The sequence below is a fragment of the Devosia pacifica genome, from assembly GCF_014652635.1.
GTDB lineage: Bacteria > Pseudomonadota > Alphaproteobacteria > Rhizobiales > Devosiaceae > Devosia > Devosia pacifica.
Genome location: NZ_BMZE01000001.1, coordinates 1236686 through 1251936, shown reverse-complemented (window position 1 = coordinate 1251936; position 15251 = coordinate 1236686). Strand labels below are relative to the sequence as shown.

The following is a 15251-nucleotide window of genomic DNA, read 5'->3' as shown; positions in this document are numbered from 1 at the left end:
GGCTGCGGTCCTTATACGGAGATGGCGATGCGTTGCTGCTGGCTGGCGCTCTCGATGGCGGCGAAAACCATGGCAAGGCTTTTGATGTTGTCCGAGCCGACGGTCTCGGGTGCGTGGCCCGAGCCGATCGCGCTGACGAAGTCGAGAATGACGCTGGCATGGCCGTGTGTTTTTTCCGGCTCCGGCACCTCGGGAACCTCAACCGGACGCAGGGGACGAAAGAAACCCTCTTCGCCGTCAACGACATGAGCGGCAAATTCGTCCTCGCCATCCCACAGCAGCGTGCCCTTAGTCCCCACCAGCCGCCAGGCGGCGTCCCAACTGGTGTTGGCGCCTTCAGCCGACCATGAACCGCGATACGAAAACACAAGGCCGTTTTCGAATTCGAACAGGGCGTTGGCGGCGGCGCCATGCGCATACCACGAGCCGGCAGGGTTCGATTCATGGCAGTAGGCGGCCTGTGGCGCGCTGCCCGCCAGAAAGCGGGCGGCGTCGAAGGTGTGAATGGCCATGTCCAGCAGCAAGACGTTGCGCATCTCTTCGCGAAAGCCGCCGAAATGCGCGCCAACGAAGAAATCGGCGTTGATGCTGGTCAAGGTGCCGAGGGCGCCGCTGTCGAGCAGCGCCTTGATGCGACGTATTCCGGCATTGTAGCGACGGTTCTGGATGACGGCGTGCACCCGGCCGGCGGATTGCGCATCCTCGATCAATGCTCTGGCATCAGCCAGGCTGGTGGCCATGGGCTTTTCGGAAAGCACGTTGCAGCCATGCCGGAGGCCGAGTGCGACGACATTCTGGCGCGCGCCGGGAATGACGACGTCGAACAGCAGTTCGGGCTTTGTGCGCTCGAGCAGCGCATCGAGATCGGTGTCGATATCCGCACCGCTTAAGTGGAAATCGGAAGCAATCGCTTCAGCGGCGGGGCGCCGCAGATCGTTCAGGCCGACAATTTCAATCTGATCACGCAATTGCGGCGTGTCGAAAATGGCCTTCAGCCAGCCTCTCGACATAGCTCCGCAGCCGGCCAGTACAGCTCGGTAGCGCACCATGCTCCTCCTCCCAAAGTCGCGTGTGCAGTGTTTCCGGTCAGTGTGCCGTAAACGTTTACGACGCTATTCTGGCGGGTGTAACTGTGTCAATGAAAAACGCGCACCGGCGCCTCTACGGCAGAAGGACACATAGCTAGCGGGTAAAGAATGCGCGGCATCAAGCACCTCGCCGAACATCTGGGCTTATCGATCGGAACTGTGTCGCGTGCCCTTAACGCCAAGCCGGACGTCAATCCGGAGACGCGAAAGCGGGTTCTCGCTGCCGCTTCGGCGCTCGGCTATGTCCCAAACCAGTCCGGGCGCAGCCTTCGACAGGGAGCGACAAACAGCGTTGGCTTCATGATCGAGGCCGGCGATCCTTCCGGTAACAGCGACACATTCTTCATGCCGGTGTTCGACGGAGTGCAGCAGGTGCTGAGCCGGCATCACCTCGATCTTGTGGTGTTGCCGTGCTCTGCCGGCGAAGATCCCGCGCAGTATCTCGCGCGTACGGTTGCCCGGCGCCAGGTCGATGCGCTGATCCTGTCGGCAACACGCCGGCAAGATGACAGGATCGCTCTTTTGTCGAAAGCTCGGCTGCCATTCATTGCTTTGGGACGATCGGAAACCGCGGGCAATTACCCCTGGATCGACCTCGATTTCGAAGGGGTTGCGACAAGATCGGTCGCGCGTTTGGTTGCAGCCGGGCACCGGCGGATAGCTGTGGCGCTACCGAGCAAGGACCTCAATCTCGGGTTCGTCTATCTCAAAGGCTACAGGGCAGCGCTCGAAAAGCACGACATCGCGTTCGACCCTTCGCTCGTCCTGCGCGCCGCCTCGTCGGAGCAGGGAGGATACCAGATCGGCCACGAGATCCTGTCGATGGCAAATCCGCCCACGGCCATTATCCTGCACTATGAATTGCTGGCGATCGGACTTTACAGCCGTCTGCACGATGCCGGTCTGGTGCCTGGCAATGACCTCTCGATCATCAGTTTCAGGGAATCGCCGATTTCACGGTTCCTGTCGCCGCGCCTCACCTGCTTCAGGCTCTCGCTCCGCGAGCTCGGCGTCGCACTTGGCGAGGCGCTGCTTGCCTCGATGCCGAAATATGCCGAGCATTATCCGCAAGGGGTAGTTCAGCGCGTCTGGCCCATGGAAATGGTCGTCGGTGAGAGCGACGGGCCGGCTGCAGCCGCCAGCGACTATAGGTCCTAGGCACCTGGACTGGAACTCCGGGTCCTCAAGGGTTTACAGTGCGTCCGGATGCATGCCGAACCAAGCCCAGGTATGGGGCCCGATATTGTGCCGATCCAGCCGAAGCGGCACATTGCGCGACCACGTGGTGAAGAACATGAGCAGACAGGACATCCACAATTCCGAGGTGCCGCGGCTATGCGCGAACTGCGAAGTTCGGCATCGCGGCATGTGCGGAGCCCTGAACGCCTCCGAACTTCTGGAGCTGTCCAAGCACACGCGCATGGTGCGGCATGATTCGGGCGAAGAACTGATCGGGGACGACACCGACATCGTCACCTACGGCAACGTGATGCGCGGTGTGGTGAAGCTAACCAAGACGCTGGAGGACGGCCGCCAGCAGGTTGTGGGACTGCAGTTCGCGCCGGACTTTCTCGGGCGGTTGTTCGGCAACCAGAACGCGGTCGGCGCCGAAGCCGCATCGAAGGTCGATGTCTGCAAAATCCCCAAAGCGGCAATCGAGCGCCTGGTTGCGGAGAATCCTGAGGTCGAGCACCGGCTGATGCAGCAGGCCTTGCGCGAACTCGATGAGGCCCGCGAGTGGATGGTGACGCTTGGACGCAAGACCGCATCGGAAAAGGTCGCGAGCTTTCTGTTGCTGATCGCGACCCATATCGATCCAGTCTCGCAGGCCGAACGCGAAGAAACAGGAAGCCGGGATGCGTCGTTCGAACTGCCGCTCGGGCGCGCCGATATCGCCGATTTTCTCGGCCTGACCATTGAGACGGTTTCGCGTCAGTTGACGAAGTTGCGCAAGGCGGGTGTGATTAGCATCGAAAAAGCCCGCTATGTCAGCATCCCCGACCTGACGCGCCTGGAACGGCTTTGCGGCTAACGAGAGGCTCTGGCCGCTGCTCACGCAGCAGCGGGACCAACACATCCTGCTCGAATGCCAGGTGGCGGCGCAAGCCGCTGATGAAGCCACGCAGCATGTAGCCGAGAGCGTCGGGTGTGGGAAACGCATCTCCACGCCCGTATGCGAGCAGGGCTTCGCTGAGTTCTTCGGCGTAGCATGTATCCTCAATGTGCTCGCATTTCAGCCGCTCGATCCAGTCGTCGACCCCGTCGATGACTTTCCAGCGCGTGCTGACATAAGGAAACAGGGCCTCTTCCTCCAGCGCCTGGGCACGATGCAGCAGCGGACCGATGGTGCGCGCCACATGAAGGCATCCCTGGTGCGGCGCATCTGGCAAAGCGTCGGCGAGAACCTCAAGCCTTTCGCACAGGAGTTGCTGATCGGCATGCATTGCGTCGAGCTGGGTGGCGAGGTTCGCCCCGTCGGTGCAGCATTGAACAAGCCGGGCGACCATCACGACACCTCACTCAGTTGTGCATCCCGCAGGACGAGACGGCGATAGCCCGCTGTTTCCGGGATGCTCGCATGCGTGACCATGATCACGCTGCGACCCTCGAGGATCTGCGGGAGTTGATGGAAGAGTTCGAGTTCTGTCGCGCGGTCGAGGCCAGCGGTCGGTTCATCGAGCAGCACGATCGAGGCCTGGCTGAGAAGAACGCGCGCAAGGCACAGTCGTCTCGCCTGACCGGCGGAAAGGCTTGTGGCGTCTTCACCGAGCAGGGTATCCAAGCCTTGCGGCAGCGCCCGGATGGTGGTGCCCAGCCGTGCTGCATCGAGCGCCTGCCAGAGCTCTTCGTCACCGGCTTCCGGCGCCGCAATGCGCAGATTGTTGCGCACCGTATCGAGAAACACCGGGCTTTGCTGGCTGAGCAGGCAAACGCTCTTGTAGAGGGTCTCGGTCGCGATCCACGTCGTCGGTTCGCCGCCGACAGAGACGGTGCCGCCTAGCGGATCGTTGAGGCGCAGAACGAGAGACAGGAGCGTTGATTTTCCGCATCCGCTTGGGCCGGAGATGGCAACGCGTTCTCCTGGAGCGACGGCAAGATCGGCGTGATCGAGCACCAGATTGCCGCCATAGCCGAAACTGACATTGTCGAAGACGAGGCTTGGCGAGGTCTCCGGCTCTCTTGGATTCCGGGGCTCCGTGCCATTTGGCGCAAGCGAAACCAGAGCTTGCAGCCTCTGCGCTGCGGCGACCCCCGTGCCGAGCTTTGCAGTGGCCCGTACAAGAGCATTCGAGGCTTCGAAGCTTGCAAGGATTGCCAGGAGCGCTCCTGCAAGGATCGGCCCCGAAACGTTCTCCTGGGCCAGTGCCTCAAGTCCGCAGAGCAATGTTGCGAACAGGGCAATGCCGGCTAGTGCGTGGACAGCGAACGTCGCCAACGCCACATGCGATCCGAGGAAACCACGGGCAGCGGCGGATTGACTGCAGGTTTCGATAAAGCGACCAAGCACTGGCCCTTGCTGGCCGAACCAGGTGATATCTTCGGCACCTTCCAGGGCTTCGAGCGTCTGGACCCGCATGGTCGACGCCGCCGCCACGGCGGTGCGCCCGAATTTGCGGGTCGCGGCAAAGAGGAGCGTCGGCACAAGGACGATCGCGCCGACGATTGCCCCGGCATAGATTGGTGCCGCCGCAGGCAGGATCATCGCCAAAACGATCGTGGTCGTCGTGCTGATGACGATTGCACCGATGGCCGGCCCGATCGCCGACAAGAGCAGCGTGTCGACCGCATCGACATCGCCTGTCAGCCGACCGAGAAGATCGCCGCTCGGCAATGCCTTTGCACCAAAGGGCAGCTTTGGAAACAGCGACGAGAACAGCCAACGGCGCAGATCGGACAGCAGCCGCAAGGTGGCGTTGTGTCCGACGAGCTTTTCGAAATACCGCGAAACGATGCGCGTAAAGGACAAGCCGCGCACCGCAGCCGATGGCGCGAACAGGTTGAAGGAGAGACCGAGCCCTGTGAGTGCCGTCGCCGTCAGGAACCAGCCGGAAACACCGAGCAGAGCGGCGCCGGCTGCGAGCGTGAGTATCGTCAATGCCAGGGACAGCAAGAACCCGCGCCAGTGCGGGCGCAACAGGGGCAGGAGCAGGCGGAGCGTTTTCATGCAGCACCTTTATGAGGCTTGCGTTGATTGACGGAGCCGACGGCGGCAAACAGACGCCCGGCGGCGAGACGCTCCGTGCGACCGATGCGCTTCGCGATCTCGGCATTGTGGGTCGTCAGGATCAGCGTCCGCTCGGCACAGAATGCCAGGATCTCATCGAGGCAACGCATTTCGGTCCCGGCATCGAGATGCGCGGTTGGCTCGTCCAGAAGCACGAGATCAGGATCGGTCAGGAACAGACGGGCAAGCCCGATGCGTTGCGCTTGACCACCGGACATGCCTGCGCCGCCTTCACCGACCATGGCATCGAGCCCTTCGGGCAGTTCCTTTGCGAACTCCATGATGCCGGCCTTCCACGCGGCTTCCAGTATATCTTCACGCCGGGCGGCGGGACGAGCGAACCGGATGTTGTCGGCGATGCTCGCCTTGAACAGGGAAGGACGCTGTCCGATGACGACTATGCGGCGCGCCCGTTCATTGTCGGGCAGATCCCGCACCGGGCAGCCATCGAGTTCAATATGTCCTGCAGTGGGGAGAAGTCCGGAAATGGCACGCAGCAGCGTGCTCTTGCCGATCCCGCTTTCTCCCATCACAGCGAGGTGCTCGCCGGGCCGCAGACTGAGCTCGAGCTGGTCGAGAATAGCGCTACCGGTCTCGTTGCGAATGGTCAGGTCTCGAACATCAACTGCCCCCGGCTGCCGAGTTGGAGTGGCGGTGGACAGAGCCCGCCGTGTCGTCTCTTCGGGCGCCGCGCCGAGCTGCTTGTCGATCTCCATAAGGGCAGATTTCGCTGCGGCGCGGTCATGGTAATGGGTCGCGAGCTGACGCAATGGCGCGTAGACTTCCGGCGCCATCAGCAGTGCAAAGAGCCCGGCAGAAAGCGTCATGCCGGGATTGACGCCGATGAAACCGAGATAGGTCAGCCCGACATAGAGCGCGACCCCGGCGACGCCAAGCGCTGCGAAAAACTCGAGAATGGCCGAGGACAGAAAGGCGATCGCAAGCACGCGGTTGGTGCGCTGGCGCAGTTCCTCGCTCGCGGCGTAGACCTCGTTCGTCGCGTGATCGGCGCGACCAAAGAGTTTGAGTGTCAGCAGGCCGCGAAGCCGGTCGGCGAAGTGACCGGAGAGGCGCAGAAACGCATCGGCTTGCCGATTTGTCGCCGCCTGGGCGCCCCAGCCTGCAAGTGCCATGAACACGGGAATTAGCGGCGCTGTGAACAGGAACAGCAGGCCGACGACCCAATCGGTCGGCATCACAGCGATGGCGAACGCCAGCGGCAGGATCGTGGCGGCGATCATCGCCGGCAGGTAGTTTGCAAAATAGGCTGTTAGCGCGTCCACCTGGTCGACGAGAGATCCGGTGACGGCGCCGGTTGCGGGTTTGCTGGCAAGGCTGGCCGGCCGATCGAGAAGGCGAGCGAACAGGCGTGTCCTAAAACGGCGCTTTATGCGCTCGGCGCCAATCGTGCCGGCATAGTCGCCCAGCGCTGCAATCGCGCCACGCAACATCCAAAGCCCTGCCGCCACGGCGATTAACGGCATCACGGCCTCGATCGGCTCTCCGCCCTCGATGGTGCGCCCGAGCACCTGAGCCAGACAATAAGCCTGAAAAACAAGTGCAATGCCTGCCCCGATGGGCGCAGCAAGTGCGATCGCCAGCGGCAGCCCGCCATTGCGCTGCAGCGATTTCATCTGGGTGCGCACCGCCTGATCGGGATTGCTGGTGGATTGGCGCATTGAGACTCTCCGGAACAATGGCTCCGGTTTTAGGGCGGTGAGGGCGCCCGGGCTTTGACATGGATCAAGGAATTGCTCGTCGCGTGGGGATAGGCCTCGCACAAGCCGGCATGGGCCTGGCTAGACCAACGACAAGGGGCAACGATACATGGTGGATCCACTCGTCGTAGACCTGTCGCGGCTGCAATTTGCGGCGACAGCGCTCTACCACTTCCTGTTCGTTCCGCTCACGCTGGGACTCTCGTTCATGATGGCAATCATGGAGAGCACCTATGTGATGACGGGGCGTGAAATCTGGCGAAAAATGACCCTGTTCTGGGGTACGCTTTTCGGCATCAACTTCGCCATGGGCGTTGCCACCGGCATCGTCATGGAATTCCAGTTCGGCATGAACTGGAGCTATTACAGCCACTATGTGGGCGATGTGTTCGGCGCACCGCTGGCAATCGAGGGGCTGATGGCCTTCTTCCTCGAAGCGACGTTCATCGGCCTGTTCTTTTTCGGCTGGGATCGCTTGTCGAAGGTCGGGCACCTCGTGGTCACCTGGCTTGTGGCGCTCGGCGCCAATTTCTCGGCGCTGTGGATTCTGATCGCCAATGCCTGGATGCAATATCCGGTGGGCGCCGAATTCAATCCCGACACGATGCGCATGGAAGTCACCGACTTCGCAGCCGTGATCTTTAATCCGGTTGCACAGGCGAAGTTCGTGCATACGGTGAGTGCCGGCTACGTCACGGGCGCCGTATTCGTGTTCGGTATCGGTGCGCTGTTCCTGCTTCAGGGCAAGCATATCGAGCTGGCAAAACGCTCGATGGTTGTCGCGGCAAGCTTCGGCCTTGCATCGGCTCTGTCGGTGGTCGTTCTGGGTGACGAGAGCGGCTACATCGCGACCGAGCACCAGATCATGAAAATCGCTGCCATGGAGGCGATGTACGACACCGAGCCGGCTCCGGCAGGGTTCAATCTCATCGGCTTTCCCGGCGACGAACCTGGCGAGGTGGTGGGTATCCACATCCCGTGGGTGCTCGGGCTGATCACCACGCGCTCGTTTGACACCGAGGTGCCCGGCATCAACGATCTTGTCGAGCACGCGCAAATGCGTATCCGCAACGGGCTGAATGCCTACAATGCTCTCGAGGTGCTCGAGACCGATAGGCAGAATGCAGAAGCGCGTCAGATCATCAGCGAGACCTGGCCGGACATGGGCTACGCGCTGCTGCTGAAGGCCTATCGCGACGATATCGAAAATGCCACGGACGAGGAAATCGCGGCCGCGGCTCAGGATACCGTGCCGGCCGTCTGGCCGTTGTTCTGGACGTTCCGGCTGATGGTCGCTGTCGGCTTCTTCTTTATCGCCTTCTTTGCCTACGGGTTCTGGAAGGCCTCGCGCGGGACGTTGCAGCACCATCGCTGGTTCCTCATTGCCGCGGTGGCAGCAATGCCGCTGCCATGGCTTGCCGCCGAAGCCGGCTGGATCATCGCCGAGTTCGGGCGCCAGCCCTGGGCCATCGAAGGCGTGTTGCCGACCTTCTACGCGGCATCGGGCCTTACGGTGCTCGATCTCAGCCTCAGCCTCGCATTCTATGTCACCGTCTACACGGTCCTCGCCGTCATCATGGTCATTCTCATGATCAAGGTGATCAAGGCGGGTCCGCGTGACTACCTGGCAATTCTCAACGGTGAAGACTCCACAAAGGACGACGAAACCCGAGAGACAAGCAGCCCGGCACCGGCCGAGTAAGGACGTTCACAATGGATTTCATCCCCATAGACTATGAGATGCTGCGCCTCATCTGGTGGGCGCTGCTTGGAACGCTGCTGATCGGTTTCGCGATCATGGGCGGCATGGACCTGGGCGTCGGCGCATTGTTGCCGGCGGTCGCCCGAAACGACGAGGAGCGGCGCGTGCTGCTTAACCTGATCGGGCCGACCTGGGAAGGCAACCAGGTCTGGCTGGTTCTCGGAGGCGGCGCAATCTTTGCTGCTTGGCCGCCGCTCTACGCGGTCTCGTTCTCGGGCTTTTACCTGGCGATGATCGTTATCCTGCTGGCTCTGATCCTGCGCCCGGTGGGCTTCAAGTTCAGGGGCAAGGTGCAAGATCCGCGCTGGCGCAGCGTCTGGGACTGGGCGCTGTTCATCGGCGGCTTCGTTCCCGCGCTGATCTTCGGTGTTGCCGTCGGCAATGTCCTGCTCGGTGCCCCGTTCGATCTCGATACGACCCTTCGGCCGAGCTATCTCGGGAACTTCTTCGGGCTGTTGACGCCTTTTGCCCTGCTCAGCGGCCTTGTCAGCCTGACGATGATCGTGACACTCGGCGCCTCGTACATCGCCATGCGGACCCGTGGGCTGATCGCCGAACGCGCCCGGCTTTACGGGCAATGGTCGGCACTTGCGGCCGTGGCGCTTTTTGCGCTGGCCGGGGTGTGGGTCGCCTTCGGTGGACTGGGCTACGCCATCACCAGCGATTACGCCGGCGCCGCTCCCTCTAATCCGCTGTCGAAGACCGTGGTTCAGCAGGGTGGGGCGTGGCTTGCCAACTACTCGACCTATCCGTTGACGCTGCTTGCTCCGATTGTCGGGTTTGCAGGAATGCTCGGTGCATGGGGACTGCTGCGTGCCGGCAGGAACCTGCCAACCTTCCTGTCGGCTGCTGTTGGCATCGCCGGCATCGTGGCGACGGCGGGTCTGTCGCTGTTCCCGTTCCTGCTGCCAAGCTCGGTCAACCCCGGTGCCAGCCTGACGGTATGGGATGCCTCCTCGAGCCACATGACGCTGTTCATCATGCTGGTCGCGACGGTGATCTTTCTGCCGATCATTCTTGCCTACACCAGCTGGGTGTACCGCGTGATGCGCGGGCCGGTGACGACCCAGAGCCTTTCCAAAAACCCGAACGCCTACTGAAGGAGCACACCAATGTGGTATTTTGCCTGGATCCTCGGCCTTGGGTTGGCGTGCAGCTTCGCCATCCTTAACGCCATGTGGTTCGAGATGCGCGAAGACAAGATCGAAGTGAAGCCATAAGCTTTGCCGGATCGCCAACGACGAAGGGCGGCCCCATGAGGGCCGCCCTTTTGTTATCGGGCTGGCCCGGACAATGTCGTTATCGCTTCATGCTGCGAGAGAAACACCCGACCAGTCAGCGCCTCTAAAAAGTGCGAGCGCTTGAGCCGGTCCATCACCGGTCCCTTGACCTCGGACAGGTGAAGGCTCACGCCCAAGGTCAGCAACCTGTCATTGATGGTCTCGAGGCTTTCGAGTGCCGACATGTCGATGGCGTTGACCGCCGGGCACATCAGCACGACGTGGCGTAGCTCAGGCTGCTGCGCCACAATCTCGTAGATTGCATCTTCAAGAAAGCGGGCATTGGCAAAGTAAAGGCTCTCGTCGACGCGCAGCGATACGATGCCCGGAGTAGTTTCCACCGTGTGTCGCTTGATGTTGCGGAAATGCTCGGTGCCCGAAACCCGTCCGACGATCGCCATATGCGGCTTCGAGGTGCGATAGAGAAAGATCAGGATCGAGGCGGCTACGCCGAGAGAAATGCCGATCTCGACCCCGACCAGGAGGGTGCCGACAAGGGTGAGCGCCACCGCAATGAAGTCGGCTCTCGAATATCGCCAGGTCTTGCCGAGGATGCTGAGATCGACCAGCGCCAGCACTGCAACGACAATGGTCGCGGCGAGCGTTGCCTTCGGCAACAGCGCAAGGAACGGCGTCAGTAGCAAGGTGGCGAGGGCGATGCCGATGGCGGTGAAGGCGCCCGCTGCCGGTGTTGCGGCACCCGCGTCGTGGTTGACGACGGATCGCGCAAAGCCGCCGGTGACCGGATATCCGGAGCCGATTGCTGCGGCGATATTTGCAGCGCCCAGCCCCAGCAATTCCTGATCAGGATCGATGCGCTCGCGCTTTCTTGCGGCCAGAGTCTGCGCCACCGATATGGACTCTACAAAGCCGACAATGGAGATGATGAAGGCCGGTACCAGCAGGTTGGCCATGAGCCCGAGATCGATGCCCGGGACGGCCAGCAGCGGCAGACCCTGCGGCACGTCGCCAACCACCGCAACGCCTCGGCTGGACAAGTCGAACGCGGCCGACGCCGCAATCGAGCCGAGAACGACGAGCACCGGACCGGCGCGCACGATCAGATTAGCGAGCCCTGAACGCAGGCCCAGGCGTGACAGCTGGCCCTTGAGGCTGGTCCTGATCCAGATCAGGGCAGCCAGCGAGGCGGCACCGACCGCGAGGGTGTAGGGATTGATGCTAGCGATGTTCGCTGCGAGGGACAGTACCAGTTCCGGGAGGGCATGCCCTTCGCTGCGAATTCCCAGCAGCCCGCCGAGCTGGCTCGTGGCGATGATCAGCCCGGAGGCCGTGATGAAGCCGGCAATGACGGGGTGCGACAGGAAGTTGGCGATGAAACCGAGCCGGAACAGACCCATCAGCAGCAGAATGCCGCCGGACAACAACGCCAGCATGATGGCCGCTGAGACATAATCCGCGCCCTCGAGCGATAGCCGCCCGAGTGCACTTGCGGTCATCAGCGAAACAACGGCGACAGGACCCACGGCCAGGGAGGTCGACGAGCCGAATATGGCGTAACCGACCAGCGGCAGGATCGACGCATAAAGACCTATTTCGGGCGGCAATCCAGCCAGCAACGCATAAGCCAGCGATTGCGGGATCAGCATGATGGTGACGATTACCGCGGCCATGAGGTCGCGGCCGAACGTCTCGGTGGAATAGTGCCGCCCCCATCTGAGGATGGGAATGTACCGCCCGAGCATGGCTTAGCGGTTTGCCGCAGCGTGGAGACTGCCGGCACGGGCGCCAGACCGGCAATAGCCGAGGATCGGGCCATCGATCTGCTTGCTCGCCTCTTCGAAGCGGATGATCTGGCCCTCGCCCAAAGGCCCCGCAACAGGGATGTGGAACGCATTCAGCCCAGCCGCGCGCGCAGCCTGCTCGATCTTTGAGAACGGAGGCTGATCTGCATCCTCGCCGTCGGGACGCGCGCAGATGATGCCGGCGAAGCCCGCCTGCTTGATCGCGGCGAGGTCCTCGGGCTGAATCTGGCCAGTGGTTGAGAACGAAGAGTCGATCTTTTTGATATTCATGTCTTCAGCTTTCTTTTGATGAGAGTTCACGCGGTGACGCGGGTGGCGGCGGCGCGGCGCAGGGTGCGGGCCAGAAGAATGCCGAGCATCATCGCCGCGACGAAAATCAGGGCGTCCGGCTCACCGAGTCCCAGCGCCGGGATCGACCCGCCGGGACAGAAGCCGGTGATCCCCCAGCCGATCCCGAAAAGTGCGGACCCTCCCAACAGGTTTGCATCGATGCGGTTCGATGCCGGCAGATGAAAGCGATCCTCGAAGAGCGGCGCCTTGCGTCTGAACACCAGGCGGTAGCCAATGGCCGTGACTGCAAGCGCCCCGGCCATGACGAAAGCGAGGGATGGGTCCCATGTGCCGGCAAAGTCGAAAAAGTTCAGGACCTTCGCCGGATTGGCCATGCCCGAGATAGCGATGCCGGTGCCAAAAAGCAGGCCGAACAGCGCGGGAAAAGCGATCTTGCGCATCAAAGGCCTCCGAGGACGTGACGGATGACAAATACCGTTGCGGCGGTGCTTGCCATGAAGGTGAGGGTTGCCACGATCGAGCGAGGGGATAGCCGCGCAATTCCGCAGATACCGTGTCCGGAGGTGCAGCCTGAACCGAACTGCACGCCTATGCCGACAATGATGCCGCCGGCGATCAGCCAGGCAACAGGCGTGGGGCTATCAAACCCGACCGTATCGCCAAAGGCGCCGACAAGGAGCGCTGGTGCCAGGATGGCTCCGGCAAGGAAAGCGGCGCGCCACATCCATCCTGTTTCGAGCGGCGGTATGATGCCGGCGACTATGCCTGTCATCCCGGCAATGCGCCCGTTGAAGGCCATTAGCAGAACGGCCGACAGGCCGATAAGCGCGCCGCCAAAAAGCGACGCGAAAGGGGTAAATTCAGTCAATTGAACCTCTTTGGGTGAAGTGCAGTCAGACGGCGTCCGGGCCGCAGAAAAGTTCGTACATCGTACCAATCAGCGCTTTCGCCCTGGGGTCGGAAAGGCTGTAATAGACGGCCTTGCCCTGCTTTCTGCCTTCAATCATGCCGGCAGCACGAAGCTCCGCAAGTTGCTGGGAAAGGCCGGGCTGACGGATCTGCAGCAAATCTTCAAGTTCGCGCACGCTGCGCTCGCCTTCGACAAGCGCGCAGACAACCATCAGCCGGTCGCGATTTGCGAGCTTTTTAAGGAAACTCGTTGCCTCGTCGAGCCGCGACTGGATGATGCGGCTTTCGTCCGAGAGTGCCGTGTCTTCGGCTACCATGCCGCGTTCTCCAGCGCGTCGAGCGGTATTTTGAGATAGCGCGTGCCGTTGGATTCCGGCTCGGGGAGGCGGCCGGCATTGGTGTTGATCTGCAATGCATGCAGGATCAGTTTCGGCATCGGCAGCGTCTTGTCGCGCTCCTCACGCACCTCAACGTATTCGCACTGCGTCTTGTAACGCGACATATGAATGTTGCTGGCCTTCTGCTCGGCCACCGTTGATTCCCAGCGCGGCTCGCGACCATCGGGCTGGTAGTCGTGCCCGGTGAACAGGCGGGTTTCGTCGGGCAATGCAAGAATATCCTGGATCGACCTATAGAGCACCTTGGCGCTGCCGCCGGGAAAGTCGGCGCGTGCCGTGCCGCTATCGGGCATAAACAGCGTATCGTGCACAAACGCCGCATCACCGATGATATAGGTGACCGATGCCAGGGTGTGGCCGGGCGAATGCATGACGCGGGCATCGATATTGCCGAGCCGGAACCGTTCACCGTCGGCGAACAAATGATCCCACTGGCTGCCATTGGCCGGAAAATCCGGCCAGTTGTAAATGCCCTTCCATAGCTCTTGCACCTCGGTGACCTTCTCCCCGATCGCTGTGGGGGCGCCCGTCTTCTGCTTGAGATAGTGTGCGGCAGAGAAATGATCGGCGTGCGGGTGGGTGTCGAGAATCCACTCAACCGTCAGACCCTTGTCAGCGATGTAGGCGAGCAGTCGATCAGCGTCGGCGGTGCCGGTGGCACCAGACTTCTCGTCATAATTCAGCACAGGATCGATGATGGCGCATTTCTTGGTTTCGGGATCAGCCACGACGTACTGAATCGACCAGGTACGCGGATCAAAAAAGCCTTCAACGTCGGGTTTGCCAGTCACCGTGCGTATTCCTTCTGTCTTCACTGCTTCAGTGATTGCTAGCTAACAACGATTGCATATTTTTGCAATAGTATTTTCGTAATTTTTGGCGCAGATGTCGATGGTGACGCGGGTGACGCAGGAAAATGGGTTAAGAGGCGCGGGGCTATGCGCGTCTCGGCACATAGCGCAACCCAAATTGTACATTATTTTTGAAATATCGACGTACAGAACGCTTTCTTTCTCCCTCCGGATGTCGTACCGCATGGGACATGACGACTGAATCACCGATTACAGCAGGCATGGACACCACCGGAAACGAGCAGGAGCAGCCGCCCTCCGTATACGAACTGTTGCGCGAAGACATCGTGTCTGGCGCGCTTGAGCCGAACGCCAGGCTGAAGGTTGCCGACCTTTCCAAGTTTTATGGCACCTCGACGAACCCGGTGCGCGAGGCGCTGCAACAGCTGCGGGGCGAGGGGTTCGTTGTGATGGAAGCGAACCGCGGGGCGCGCGTCCGTCCGATCGATGAGGACTTCGTGCGCGACATCATCGAGATCGAGGTCTTGCTCGAGCCCGCGTTGACACGCTGGTTTGTTGGCGTTGCGACCCATGTCGATATCGAAGCGCTGGAAGCGATGCAGGAGCGGATCGAGGAACTCGACTTCGCAGATGCACGCCAGCACGCGCGGCTCGATACCGCGTTTCACCAGCTCATCTATGATCGTCACTACAACCGGCACGCGGCTGAACTTTGGTGGAAGCACCGCGAGATTTTGCGTGCGATCAGCCGGCGTTACCCGACCTCGTTGAGCCGTCGGCAGGCCGTCTTGTCCGAACATCGCCAATTGATCGAGGCGATCAGAAATCAGGATGCGGAGGAGGCCGCAGCGATCGTTGCGCGGCACGTGCAGGGGTCGGGACACCACATCATCGAGCAGATGGGAATGGCAAACAGAGACGGTGCGCGGCGTCGCGCTAGCTGAGACGCCAAGGGGAGGGGAGTAGTCGTGGCGAACAGGGGATTATGGGAGCAGCCGCCGATAG

Annotated in this window: 16 protein-coding genes; 6 read left to right on the top strand and 10 right to left on the bottom strand. The window is 61.5% G+C overall.

Going from position 1 to position 15251, the window contains the following annotated elements; all coding sequences use genetic code 11:
- Nucleotides 1-11: 11 nt before the first annotated feature.
- Nucleotides 12-1049, bottom strand: coding sequence for a Gfo/Idh/MocA family protein (locus tag IE127_RS06245; protein ID WP_189424351.1), 1038 nt, complete (start codon nucleotides 1047-1049; stop codon nucleotides 12-14).
- A gap of 147 nt (nucleotides 1050-1196) precedes the next feature.
- Between IE127_RS06245 and IE127_RS06240 the strand changes: the two genes are divergently transcribed.
- Nucleotides 1197-2246: a substrate-binding domain-containing protein gene (locus IE127_RS06240; protein ID WP_189424350.1), complete on the top strand. Its 1050-nt coding sequence runs from the start codon at nucleotides 1197-1199 to the stop codon at nucleotides 2244-2246.
- A gap of 136 nt (nucleotides 2247-2382) precedes the next feature.
- Nucleotides 2383-3120 carry a Crp/Fnr family transcriptional regulator gene (locus IE127_RS06235; protein WP_189424348.1) on the top strand — a complete coding sequence of 246 codons (738 nt, stop codon included), beginning with the start codon at nucleotides 2383-2385 and terminating at the stop codon, nucleotides 3118-3120.
- On the opposite strand, the gene IE127_RS06230 is transcribed toward IE127_RS06235, so the two are convergent.
- Genes IE127_RS06230 through cydD form a run of 3 tightly spaced genes read right to left on the bottom strand, consistent with a single transcriptional unit; the run spans nucleotide 3077 to nucleotide 6992 of the window.
- Entirely contained in the window at nucleotides 3077-3595 is a 519-nt protein-coding gene (locus IE127_RS06230) for a hemerythrin domain-containing protein (protein WP_189424346.1), read from the bottom strand. The two genes, IE127_RS06235 and IE127_RS06230, sit on opposite strands and share 44 nt — an antisense overlap.
- Nucleotides 3595-5253, bottom strand: coding sequence for a thiol reductant ABC exporter subunit CydC (cydC, locus tag IE127_RS06225; RefSeq protein ID WP_189424344.1), 1659 nt, complete (start codon nucleotides 5251-5253; stop codon nucleotides 3595-3597). The genes IE127_RS06230 and cydC overlap by 1 nt, the downstream gene beginning before the upstream one ends.
- Entirely contained in the window at nucleotides 5250-6992 is a 1743-nt protein-coding gene (gene cydD / locus IE127_RS06220; RefSeq protein ID WP_189424342.1) for a thiol reductant ABC exporter subunit CydD, read from the bottom strand. Before cydD ends, cydC begins: the two co-directional genes overlap by 4 nt.
- A 148-nt stretch (nucleotides 6993-7140) precedes the next feature.
- Here cydD and IE127_RS06215 point away from each other — a divergent pair, with 148 nt between their 5' ends.
- From IE127_RS06215 to cydX, 3 genes are read left to right on the top strand one after another with little or no spacing between them, the layout of a single operon-like run.
- Entirely contained in the window at nucleotides 7141-8733 is a 1593-nt protein-coding gene (locus IE127_RS06215; RefSeq protein WP_189424341.1) for a cytochrome ubiquinol oxidase subunit I, read from the top strand.
- An 11-nt stretch (nucleotides 8734-8744) separates the two neighbouring features.
- Entirely contained in the window at nucleotides 8745-9893 is a 1149-nt protein-coding gene (gene cydB / locus IE127_RS06210) for a cytochrome d ubiquinol oxidase subunit II (protein WP_189424340.1), read from the top strand.
- Between the two features lie 12 nt (nucleotides 9894-9905).
- Nucleotides 9906-10013 carry a cytochrome bd-I oxidase subunit CydX gene (gene cydX / locus IE127_RS06205; protein WP_189424339.1) on the top strand — a complete coding sequence of 36 codons (108 nt, stop codon included), beginning with the start codon at nucleotides 9906-9908 and terminating at the stop codon, nucleotides 10011-10013.
- A 53-nt stretch (nucleotides 10014-10066) separates the two neighbouring features.
- On the opposite strand, the gene IE127_RS06200 is transcribed toward cydX, so the two are convergent.
- The 6 genes from IE127_RS06200 to IE127_RS06175 are packed head-to-tail and all read right to left on the bottom strand — an operon-like array spanning nucleotide 10067 to nucleotide 14225.
- A complete protein-coding gene (locus tag IE127_RS06200) occupies nucleotides 10067-11776 on the bottom strand; it encodes a SulP family inorganic anion transporter (protein WP_189424338.1) in 1710 nt (569 codons plus the stop codon).
- A gap of 3 nt (nucleotides 11777-11779) precedes the next feature.
- Nucleotides 11780-12106 (bottom strand): protein tyrosine phosphatase family protein, encoded by a 327-nt coding sequence (locus IE127_RS06195; RefSeq protein ID WP_189424337.1) that lies wholly within the window; start codon nucleotides 12104-12106, stop codon nucleotides 11780-11782.
- A gap of 26 nt (nucleotides 12107-12132) precedes the next feature.
- Nucleotides 12133-12567, bottom strand: a complete 435-nt coding sequence (locus tag IE127_RS06190) for a DUF6691 family protein (RefSeq protein ID WP_189424336.1) — start codon at nucleotides 12565-12567, stop codon at nucleotides 12133-12135.
- A complete protein-coding gene (locus tag IE127_RS06185; protein WP_189424335.1) occupies nucleotides 12567-12995 on the bottom strand; it encodes a YeeE/YedE family protein in 429 nt (142 codons plus the stop codon). The genes IE127_RS06190 and IE127_RS06185 overlap by 1 nt, the downstream gene beginning before the upstream one ends.
- 25 nt (nucleotides 12996-13020) lie before the next feature.
- Nucleotides 13021-13353, bottom strand: a complete 333-nt coding sequence (locus IE127_RS06180; protein WP_189424333.1) for an ArsR/SmtB family transcription factor — start codon at nucleotides 13351-13353, stop codon at nucleotides 13021-13023.
- Nucleotides 13347-14225: an MBL fold metallo-hydrolase gene (locus IE127_RS06175; RefSeq protein WP_189424331.1), complete on the bottom strand. Its 879-nt coding sequence runs from the start codon at nucleotides 14223-14225 to the stop codon at nucleotides 13347-13349. Before IE127_RS06175 ends, IE127_RS06180 begins: the two co-directional genes overlap by 7 nt.
- A 251-nt stretch (nucleotides 14226-14476) precedes the next feature.
- On the opposite strand from IE127_RS06175, the gene IE127_RS06170 reads away from it, so the two are divergent.
- On the top strand, nucleotides 14477-15190 hold the full coding sequence (locus tag IE127_RS06170) for a GntR family transcriptional regulator (protein ID WP_189424330.1): 714 nt from the start codon (nucleotides 14477-14479) through the stop codon (nucleotides 15188-15190).
- Nucleotides 15191-15251: the final 61 nt, after the last annotated feature.

Excerpts from the sequence above, each read along its gene's own strand:
- cydD (WP_189424342.1), bottom strand. The coding sequence starts at position 6,992 with ATGCGCCAATCCACCAGCAATCCCGATCAGGCGGTGCGCACCCAGATG.
- IE127_RS06200 (WP_189424338.1), bottom strand. The coding sequence starts at position 11,776 with ATGCTCGGGCGGTACATTCCCATCCTCAGATGGGGGCGGCACTATTCC.
- IE127_RS06170 (WP_189424330.1), top strand. The coding sequence starts at position 14,477 with ATGACGACTGAATCACCGATTACAGCAGGCATGGACACCACCGGAAAC.
- IE127_RS06235 (WP_189424348.1), top strand. The coding sequence starts at position 2,383 with ATGAGCAGACAGGACATCCACAATTCCGAGGTGCCGCGGCTATGCGCG.
- cydC (WP_189424344.1), bottom strand. The coding sequence starts at position 5,253 with ATGAAAACGCTCCGCCTGCTCCTGCCCCTGTTGCGCCCGCACTGGCGC.
- IE127_RS06245 (WP_189424351.1), bottom strand. The coding sequence starts at position 1,049 with ATGGTGCGCTACCGAGCTGTACTGGCCGGCTGCGGAGCTATGTCGAGA.
- IE127_RS06215 (WP_189424341.1), top strand. The coding sequence starts at position 7,141 with ATGGTGGATCCACTCGTCGTAGACCTGTCGCGGCTGCAATTTGCGGCG.
- IE127_RS06180 (WP_189424333.1), bottom strand. The coding sequence starts at position 13,353 with ATGGTAGCCGAAGACACGGCACTCTCGGACGAAAGCCGCATCATCCAG.
- IE127_RS06230 (WP_189424346.1), bottom strand. The coding sequence starts at position 3,595 with ATGGTCGCCCGGCTTGTTCAATGCTGCACCGACGGGGCGAACCTCGCC.
- IE127_RS06190 (WP_189424336.1), bottom strand. The coding sequence starts at position 12,567 with ATGCGCAAGATCGCTTTTCCCGCGCTGTTCGGCCTGCTTTTTGGCACC.
- cydB (WP_189424340.1), top strand. The coding sequence starts at position 8,745 with ATGGATTTCATCCCCATAGACTATGAGATGCTGCGCCTCATCTGGTGG.
- IE127_RS06240 (WP_189424350.1), top strand. The coding sequence starts at position 1,197 with ATGCGCGGCATCAAGCACCTCGCCGAACATCTGGGCTTATCGATCGGA.
- cydX (WP_189424339.1), top strand. The coding sequence starts at position 9,906 with ATGTGGTATTTTGCCTGGATCCTCGGCCTTGGGTTGGCGTGCAGCTTC.
- IE127_RS06195 (WP_189424337.1), bottom strand. The coding sequence starts at position 12,106 with ATGAATATCAAAAAGATCGACTCTTCGTTCTCAACCACTGGCCAGATT.